10 protein-coding genes are annotated in these 8094 nt (G+C 59.2%); all 10 read right to left on the bottom strand.

Going from position 1 to position 8094, the window contains the following annotated elements:
* Nucleotides 1-41: 41 nt before the first annotated feature.
* Entirely contained in the window at nt 42-938 is an 897-nt protein-coding gene (locus NW856_RS01215) for a putative CRISPR-associated protein (RefSeq protein WP_414398683.1), read from the bottom strand.
* A gap of 53 nt (nt 939-991) precedes the next feature.
* Nucleotides 992-1708 carry a hypothetical protein gene (locus NW856_RS01210; protein WP_414398682.1) on the bottom strand — a complete coding sequence of 239 codons (717 nt, stop codon included), beginning with the start codon at nt 1706-1708 and terminating at the stop codon, nt 992-994.
* A gap of 10 nt (nt 1709-1718) precedes the next feature.
* Nucleotides 1719-2705 carry an RAMP superfamily CRISPR-associated protein gene (locus tag NW856_RS01205; RefSeq protein WP_414398680.1) on the bottom strand — a complete coding sequence of 329 codons (987 nt, stop codon included), beginning with the start codon at nt 2703-2705 and terminating at the stop codon, nt 1719-1721.
* A gap of 95 nt (nt 2706-2800) precedes the next feature.
* Nucleotides 2801-3271 (bottom strand): hypothetical protein, encoded by a 471-nt coding sequence (locus NW856_RS01200; protein ID WP_414398679.1) that lies wholly within the window; start codon nt 3269-3271, stop codon nt 2801-2803.
* Entirely contained in the window at nt 3268-4242 is a 975-nt protein-coding gene (locus NW856_RS01195; protein WP_414398678.1) for an RAMP superfamily CRISPR-associated protein, read from the bottom strand. The genes NW856_RS01200 and NW856_RS01195 overlap by 4 nt, the downstream gene beginning before the upstream one ends.
* Before the next feature lie 166 nt (nt 4243-4408).
* Nucleotides 4409-5260 (bottom strand): CRISPR-associated RAMP protein Csx7, encoded by an 852-nt coding sequence (gene csx7, locus NW856_RS01190; protein ID WP_011432239.1) that lies wholly within the window; start codon nt 5258-5260, stop codon nt 4409-4411.
* Between the two features lie 19 nt (nt 5261-5279).
* Nucleotides 5280-5927 carry a hypothetical protein gene (locus NW856_RS01185; protein ID WP_414329367.1) on the bottom strand — a complete coding sequence of 216 codons (648 nt, stop codon included), beginning with the start codon at nt 5925-5927 and terminating at the stop codon, nt 5280-5282.
* Nucleotides 5928-5930: 3 nt separating this feature from the next.
* Nucleotides 5931-6371 carry a hypothetical protein gene (locus tag NW856_RS01180; RefSeq protein ID WP_414398677.1) on the bottom strand — a complete coding sequence of 147 codons (441 nt, stop codon included), beginning with the start codon at nt 6369-6371 and terminating at the stop codon, nt 5931-5933.
* Nucleotides 6368-7600 (bottom strand): CRISPR-associated RAMP protein Csx10, encoded by a 1233-nt coding sequence (csx10, locus tag NW856_RS01175; RefSeq protein WP_414344022.1) that lies wholly within the window; start codon nt 7598-7600, stop codon nt 6368-6370. Before csx10 ends, NW856_RS01180 begins: the two co-directional genes overlap by 4 nt.
* Nucleotides 7600-8094 (bottom strand): RAMP superfamily CRISPR-associated protein (locus NW856_RS01170; protein ID WP_414398676.1); only part of this gene is annotated, 495 nt, incomplete at its 5' end. The genes csx10 and NW856_RS01170, both read right to left, overlap by 1 nt.

Raw genomic sequence — 8094 nt, 5'->3', positions numbered from 1 at the left:
TTCCCTTCGGGGAAGTGGAATTAATGGAAACATGGAAACACTCAAAGCAGACGGCCCAAGCGTTGCCGCAATTCGGTGGCAGCTAGCTCTAGGTGCTCGGGGGTGTAGCCGGTGGTTTCTACTCTGACAGCGAGGTGGGTGTCCTGGCTCTCGTGGAGGTGGATCCACAGAATGTGGTGGCCATCTTCGGTTTTGCGGTTTGAGGCTTTGACGCTGTTTTTGGGGGCAGCGTAGGCGTGTGGATCGTATCGAACCAGATCCACCCAGGGAATGTCTCGCAGGAGTTTTTCCACCTTGACCCAGCTGCGAGGACGGTGGTGGCTGCTGTCGACCTGCAGCTGGATGACTTCGGAGCGAGGTCGGCCTGAATCGGGAAGACCTGCCCGAGGGATCCGGGGCTGAACTTCCGGCTGTAGGTAGGGCAGGCAGACCAAAGACTTGTATTGCTCATGGATGTAGTAAACTGGGATCCCCAATTGGCTGCCCACCACAGCCATGATCATGGCTTGGGCTTTGAACCCACCGGTGGCGGCAAAGGTGACGATCCCCTTGGCGCTCTCTGCCAACTGTTTCAACAGCTCGGCCATCCGCTCCAGTGAGGATCCCTCTAGCTCGTAGTCGATGCCGGGAAGGGGCACCAGAGAAACCTGTTGTTGGCCCAGTTCTCTTTCAAAGAAGAGCTTCAAAATCCGGGCACACTCCAGCCCATGGGGGGTTGCGGAGTGCAGCAGAACCAAAGCATCGCCAGGGGTGGGATCCAGCCGGTAGTAGGTATTGGTTTCGGCGCTGATTAGTTCCAAATCTGTCTTTTTCATCCAGGCCAAGGCCCGTTCCGGATCCCCGATGGTTTTTTGGCCGACCCAAGGGCGTTGTGGTTGCAGGTTTTTGTCCGGGTTGGTGAGCAAAGAGGTGCCCACCGTCATGATGATGGTCTGCATGAGTTATCCCCTAACTTTCTCGCAGTTTTTAAGGGCTCCATCCCCTCTCGCAATCAGAGCAGCCTTACTCTGCGAACTCTGCCATCTTCCCTTAAGTCGAGTACCTCTACCTCCACTTCTTGCCCCACCGTCAGGGATCCGGCCCGTTTCGGCTCTTTTTGGGTGAGCTTGATATTCGTATTCACGATTTGGAAGGTAACTTCGTTGCCCTTGATATTCGTGATGCTGGCCTTGAGGTGTTGCCCAATTTTGAAGCGGGCCTTGGTAGAAGCTGCTGCATTTTCAACTTGGGGCTGAGCCTGCTTTTGTTCAGGTTGCTCTTTGGGCCGCAGTGCCTCTGGCTGGGGCTTGGCCTCGCCGCCGCGGGAATGGGTCGGACGACCGCCATTGGGATCGGGAGGGGACGGGATCTCGCCGATCGGCACTCCCCCATCTTTGTAGTAGCGGGCCAGGCGGGCGGCCCAGCCCAGGATCTGCAGCATCTCAGCCGGCCTATCCTGCAGAGATTGCAAGTACTTTTTACAGGTTTGGTCGATGAGCCGGTAGTAGCGTGGGGTTTCGTTGCTGCGGTGGAGGCCAGTTTCTCGCACCAGCTCGCCGGTGAATCGGAAAAAGCGGGATCCCGCGTCGGGGTGGTGGGCGACCGAGCGCAGATAGGCGATGCACTTGCTCAACTCTTTGACATCCACCCTTTCTTTGGCCAAGGTCATGGCGATGCCGTGGGCGAGATCCCAAGATTGGGGGCTGAGATCGACAGAGTCTGACAGCATAGGGGAACCCTCAATACACGCCGGGGGGCGGCTCGCGCAGAGCAGTGGGACTCAGGATGGCGGCCAATCGCTTGAGTTGTTCGGGCAAGATGTAGCCCTGGGCAGCTTGAATTTGCTCTTGCACAAAGGCTTGGAGGCGTTTTCCTTCCAGGGTATCGGCTTCTGGGGGATCGTAGCGGCTGTAGCGATCTTTTAGGTTGCCGGGCCGCTCGATCTTGTCGAGGGTGACCTGCAGGGATCCCAGGCCCACGGGCTTACCGCCCCCCACCTTCAGCAGCATGGGATGGTTGGGATCCTGCCCCAAAACTGTGAGCAAGGTGCCCAGCTCGGCAGGGGTGAGGTTTTTGAAGTGGATTTGGGTTTTGAAAACTGTGTTTTGTATCGCTTGCTGGGTGGGCGTTCCCCTTGAACTGTCCTGCAACGCGTTTCTGTGGGTGTAGTAGAACTTGCGCCCGATGACTTTGCCGTTTTCCTTTTTAAAGTAAGCTTTGCACTGATCCGGGCGAGGACGGTACAGGGGGGGCAGGGATCCGCCACCCGATCCGGTGCCGGTGGCAATGGCATCCCTGAACTCCACCAATCCCTGCCAGTTCAGGGCACCGAAAACGCGGCTGGCCGGACAAAGCTGCTCCTTGTTGCGGCAGGGGTGCCGCTCCGGGGGGATCCGATTTCGGTACTGGCTCATCATCACCGCCAGGGTGCTGTTGGTGATCGCCTCATACATGGCCCGGATGGCCCCCTTGAGGGAGCTGCCCTGGATTTTGAGCCTTCCATTGGGGGTGGTGGTCATGGTTTTGAGCACCGGGATCCCTTTGACTCCAACATCGCTGCCCAAGGCCAAGTGGCCGGTGGAGATGTGGACGGCAGTCTGCACCGTCAGGGTGAGAAAGAGGGTGCCGTGCAGCTTATCGGCGTGGAACTTGGCGTGGCCGGCGGGCCGCTCCAGCGTGGGGCGCTGGGTGGGAAACGGGATCAGCTCGTAGGGTTTGGGAAACACGGTTGGTTTGCCTCCACCTTGACTGCTGTTGCCGGCAGACGATCTTGCAGATGCGGCCTGGTTGGGCAATGGGCGAGGGCCTTGGGGGGTCATGGTCACCTCGGAATCAGGGCAATAAAGTGAACGCGGGCAGTTCGCTCATCTCGGAAGTAGCGCTGGCCCACCTTGAGATCTTGGGGATGGCTGAGGGGCTTGGGAAAGCGGGTTTCTCGATTTTGGGATCCGTACAGGTCGGCCTCGCGATCCTCCCACTGCCACTCCCCGGCCAGCGGCACAAAGAAGTCGGGAGGAGGTTGGATCCCCAGATACAGCAGATCCCAGCCGCGGGGGGTGCTTTTCCAGCGCAACTCCCGTTGTTGGCAGAAAACCTGCCCCTCTTGACAGACCAGATCTGGTGGGATCCCCGCCTGAATGCCGCTGACGCGGTGGGGCCAGCGCAAAAAGGTGTAGGTTTCCTCGGCAGCGGCAAAACAGGCCGAGAGAACTTGGAACAACAAGGACGCCGTCCCGCTGTCGCCGGCGGCCAGATCCGGAACCTTGTGGGAGGCTACGTAGGCTGGTTTCATACCGCTTTGGTCTCCGTTTGCAAGAGCTGGGCCCAACTTTTAACGGCGGCGGCCAGCAGGTGCTCCACCTTGGCCTCAGACCTTTGCTCCCAGGTCAGCCGCGCCCCAAAGCCCAAGGGCATCGGCTCCGCCCCCACCGGCACTAACTGGCGATCGGGTTTGGCAAAGCCGTATTTGCCCGCCTCTTCTGGACTGAGAAACTCGCTCGCCCCCAGCAGGGATCCCCTTGGCCAGGCAAGCTGGGATCCCAGCAGCCGTAGCTCCTGGCTCCCCTCCTCCACCAGGCAGCCCGGGTAGTCCACCGTCGCCCACTCGTACTCCACCCGAACGCGGCCCATGGCGCGGGATTTGGCAAAGCCAATACCAAACCATCCTTCGTCCAGATCCCGCAGCACCAGCCCCAGCAGGCCCAGTTGGGCCAGGGTAAAGTTTTTCAGGTGGATCTTGGTTTGAAAGGATCCCTCTACGCACACTTGATACCTGAACGGCCCCACCGCCACTGAGCCGAAGACGCGGTCGATGGCCACCCCATTACGTTCCTCCAGGCGCAGAGGGGTTCCCGGCTTGGGATAGGCATCTTCGATGCGGACCCGGCTGGCGATGGCTGTGTTGCCGAACATCTGATCCGTAAAGGAAGAAAGGGCGTAAACCTGGTGGGGCTCTTCAATTTTTTCCAGCCATTGATTGGCCTTTTGGTCGAGGGGATCGCTGGCCCAGAGTTTGAAGCCTCCCCCCTCAGGACGTCTGTCGCTGCCCACCGTTCGGACGATGCGCTCCGCATGGGCGCGAATTGCCCCTTTGAGGGAGCTGCCGGGAAAATAGACCGTTCGCCCGCCGCCGTGATAGGTTTCGACGAACTCCATATCCGGCTTCGTCGGGTCAGCCCCTTCTTTGCCCGCCTTGATGAGAACAGGGCCATCGGGCTTGAGGGTGAGGCAGAGGGTGCAATGGTTAACGTAGCGTTTGTGCATAGCCTGGGATCCTTCACACCAGAACAGGAGCTTTTGGTTGAGGGGCTTGGGGCGGCAAGCAGTCTGTCCAGTTTGTCAACCGATAGGGGTGGAAAACGCTGACCGTATCGCCAACCGTTGTAGAGTCCATGAAGACCATCGGGATCCCTCCTGACATGAAATAGGGCTAGCGGCGGGGGCCGACCGATTGCCGTTGAGAGGCCGTTGTTAATTTGGCAACCAGGGCTTCCACCCAGTCTTGGCGCAAAGCGGCAGCCTGCTCCGGGCTGAGCGGCTGTCGGGATCCGGCCACCAGCTCTTGAAGGTAGGCCAGCAGCCGTCTTGGATCCCCTTCCGAGTCGAACCAATAGATTGCCGAGATCTGCAGGCGGACAACCCCCAAGCCACGGGAGCGCCCCCCTCCCAGGGGGATCTGTTCCGTTTCCAATTGGTGCAGGCCAATGGCCAAGAGGCCCAGTTCCCATTCCTCGGCATTTTCGACGACGGCATGAAACCGGAAGGGGGTGCTGGCAGGCACCACTTGCAAGTCGTACAGCTTGCCATCTGCCGCCGTTTCCGTATCCCGATCGATGGCCACGCCATCCCGCTCTTGGTACTGGCCAAACCAGGCTTCCGGCACCACGGGCAAATCTCGGATCTGCACCTTGCCGGCCAACCAAGGGGATCCAAACACCTGCGAGACCCAGTCGGTGGCCTCAATGAGCTTTTGAGTCAGAGCCGCATCGTCCCCTTTGTAGTCATTTTTAATTTGGTTGATGATCTGAAATTGCTCGCTGCTGGTCAATTCGCCGGGATCCCTGGCCAGCTCTGGGTTGATGCCCCGCAAGAAACTTTCCAGGCGAGAGCGCATCGCCCCCTTCAAACTGGAGCCGGGAATGAGCGGACGGCCCAGCGCATCCTTGAGAACCGGCAAATCCGAGCCGATGGGTTCGGTGGAGCGGCCCACCCCGATGTGCAGAGCGGTCACGGTGGTGAGGGTGCCGGTGATTTCCAAGCGGTTTTTGAAAACGTCGAACATTGTTCCCTCAAATGGCTGCTCAAGTTAAGGCTTGTACTGCAGAGGTTTGCCATTCCCGAAGCGAGACGGAGCCCTTAATAAAACTCAAGAGGATCCCTAGGATCTGAGCAATTTCTGAGATAAAGTACTCCCTGTCATCGATAAAGAGTTGGTCACCCTCGAGTTTTGCAAATCGCCAGTTGGTTCCTGAGGTTACTGCTCCATAGACACTGTCTACTTGAGAATTGGAGTTCTTGTTAAAGACCTGTGCCCCCACCATACCGGCAACGCACTGGCCCAGACCCCCGATCAAGTCTTCTTTTTTGGCCTCAACGATAATCACCACCGGATCTTGAATGTAGAGTTGGAGAGGGGATAGGCAAATGATGTAGTCGCATAGGCCCACCAACCCCCTCTCGGGATCCACGTTGAATTCCTTGCCGGAAAACAGCGAGATTTGATCCCGACATAGGTACTTCACCTCTCCCAGCACAGGGGCGATGATAAACTCGGAGCGGGCTTTTTCGCTGTTGACCGAGGTGGCCAAGCCGAGATAGCGATCTAGGGTTATTTTCAAGTAATCGGAGCACTCAGTCGGTGGAACCTCTGCAAACAGGCCATGGATGATTCTTGACCTGAGCTGAAAGGTCGAAATGGCTCTCTCAAGGGTAAAACTGCTGTAGGTCACGGTCTAGGATCCTCCTCCCCCTCGCTTGTACTTGAGGTAGCGGGCCCCATAGCCCAGGTAGCGCCGAATCAAGTCAATTTTGATCTCGTTGACTTTGGGGGATGCTCTTTCAATTCCGGCTTCCCTGGCGATGGCTATAGCCCTTTGATGAATCCAGTTGTCGATGTCTTTGATGATGGCTTCTGCCAAAGAGTCTTTGCCCCGCCCCCACTTGTCATCGCGCCCCACCTGGTAGCGCAAAAAGTTCTTGATCACCTCTGAGCTTTCGGTGGAAGCTGCCACGTGCAATAGGTTGCGATATTGGGCCTCTTCCAATCTGTTGAGACCTCTGAAGTTATCCAAGGCGGCTTGAATTCTGGCGACCAGATCATCTTCGGCCAGCCGGATTTGCCGTTGGATCTTGAGCTCTTGTTCCGATGTGATCTCGCTGGTGGCGAAGGTCATAGCGGGTTCTCCCAGAAATGATGATGGAACGGACTGCAAACTTCGATTTGGCCGAATCCTTCAGCAGTGCGTTCGCCAATCCCCCAGTATTCCATCTCCGCCAAAATCGGGATCCAACGCTCCAGTTGCGTGGTGCTCAGCAGAAAGACACTGCCCTGCGTGGTTACCAATTCTACATCTTTGAACAGACCCCAGGCAGCGTTCCAGCCGGAGACATAGGCGTAGCTGCTGAAGGCCAGCTCCAAAGCCAGGGATCCATCTTCGCAGTTGGCCTCTTCCTGGAGCATCTGGGGGGTGAGCACGGTAGTGCGTTGCCAGCGCTCTTTGAGAATGGCCCCCGACTGCAGCCCAATGGAGAAATACTGCCGCTCCGGCGGAAGGGGCTGCCAGGGATCCCCGAACACCTGCCATTGTTGCCAGCGCTGCCGCAGCTTTTGGTTGAAGGCTTCCACCCGCTGGGCCAGGGAAGGCCGGGGAGCAGCCAGACGCCGAGCCGTGACGTTGACCCGGCCCAATCCCCGCGACACCCCTCCTCCCAAGCGCAGCAGGTGGGCGTGGGCGTTGAGGTAGCGGGTGAGGGTCTCGGCCAGCTCGGGATCCCGCAGGTAGATGTAGCCGCTGAAAAGGGAGCGCTCCAGATGCCCATTGGGGCGGGCTTTGCCCTCGTTCATCACCTCTAGGCTGTAGAGGATTTGGTCGGCAGCAGTGGCGCGGCGACGGTTGATCCCCACCCGCGTGAGCAGGCGTTTGGACACAGCAGCTCGTTCGTAGCGGGGCCCCAGGTCAGACTCCTGCTGGCTGTAGAACCCCCCGAAGGGCTCCACTCTTCCCCCGGAACCGTCCGGCTCTGTGGGATCGAACGGGATCCCCAGCCGCTGTGAGCAGAAGCGATCCAGGAGCGTGTCGAACACCCCCGTTTTGCCCGCCTCTGAGCGGAAGCCGGGATTGTTTTTCGAGCTGAAGGCCGTGGCCGGCAAGACCTTGCTGCCGGATCCCGGATAGGCGTGGGTAAACACAGCAGGCCGAGCTGCCGTAAACAGGGCGGCCAAATCTCCTTCCAGCGCCTCGGCAGGGCGATGTTGGGTTTGGCTGAGCATGAGGTCGGCCAGAGCACCGCGAATCACGCTGCCGGGAATGTAATCCTGGGCCTCGCTGATGGAGCCGCCCGGCTTTTGCCGACCGATGGCCAAGGGAGACTGAGCCGTTAGGGTGAGTTGAATGGCTTCCATCAGCTCCCTCCCTGGGCCAAGAAAGCCCAATCGGCTGCGGTGGGCTGGAGAGCCTGCAGGGATCCAGGATCCCAGTGCAGCCAGCCCAAACCTGCGGATTTGCTGCCCCCCAGCGCGATCAGGTGGTGCAGGGCCGCCAACAGGAGAGTTTTGCCCCAGGAAGGGCAATCGGGCAAAAGCTGCAGGGATCCGGAAAAAGTCAGCTCAGCCGCGGGAGAGGTCTCAATGAGGTAGAGCCGCTGATCCTCGGCGGTGCGGCGGCGGCGGTTGAGGGTGACCCCAGGGCGAAGGGTTGGTTCCAGAGCTGCTGGCGGCACCTCGCAGACGAGATCCTCCACCCACAGGCGGGCAGGCAGGGCCGGATTGCCGAATATCTGGCAGACCAGACAATGGGATCCGGCGTAGCCCTCCACCTGGTATTCGGGGCGGTGGAAATTTCCTGCGCTGCCCTCCCGCTGCGGACACATGCGCTCTGGGTCGGGAGAGCGGCAAAT

Origin of the sequence: Synechococcus sp. R3-13 (assembly GCF_047462195.1) — a bacterium.
Classification (GTDB): Bacteria; Cyanobacteriota; Cyanobacteriia; order Thermostichales; family Thermostichaceae; genus Thermostichus.
The sequence above is the reverse complement of the archived record's forward strand: the minus strand, read 5'-3'. Positions and strand labels throughout refer to the sequence as shown.

Coding starts and splice junctions, on each gene's coding strand:
- NW856_RS01215 (WP_414398683.1), bottom strand. CDS start 938: ATGCAGACCATCATCATGACGGTGGGCACCTCTTTGCTCACCAACCCG.
- NW856_RS01210 (WP_414398682.1), bottom strand. CDS start 1,708: ATGCTGTCAGACTCTGTCGATCTCAGCCCCCAATCTTGGGATCTCGCC.
- NW856_RS01200 (WP_414398679.1), bottom strand. CDS start 3,271: ATGAAACCAGCCTACGTAGCCTCCCACAAGGTTCCGGATCTGGCCGCC.
- NW856_RS01195 (WP_414398678.1), bottom strand. CDS start 4,242: ATGCACAAACGCTACGTTAACCATTGCACCCTCTGCCTCACCCTCAAG.
- csx7 (WP_011432239.1), bottom strand. CDS start 5,260: ATGTTCGACGTTTTCAAAAACCGCTTGGAAATCACCGGCACCCTCACC.
- NW856_RS01180 (WP_414398677.1), bottom strand. CDS start 6,371: ATGACCTTCGCCACCAGCGAGATCACATCGGAACAAGAGCTCAAGATC.
- csx10 (WP_414344022.1), bottom strand. CDS start 7,600: ATGGAAGCCATTCAACTCACCCTAACGGCTCAGTCTCCCTTGGCCATC.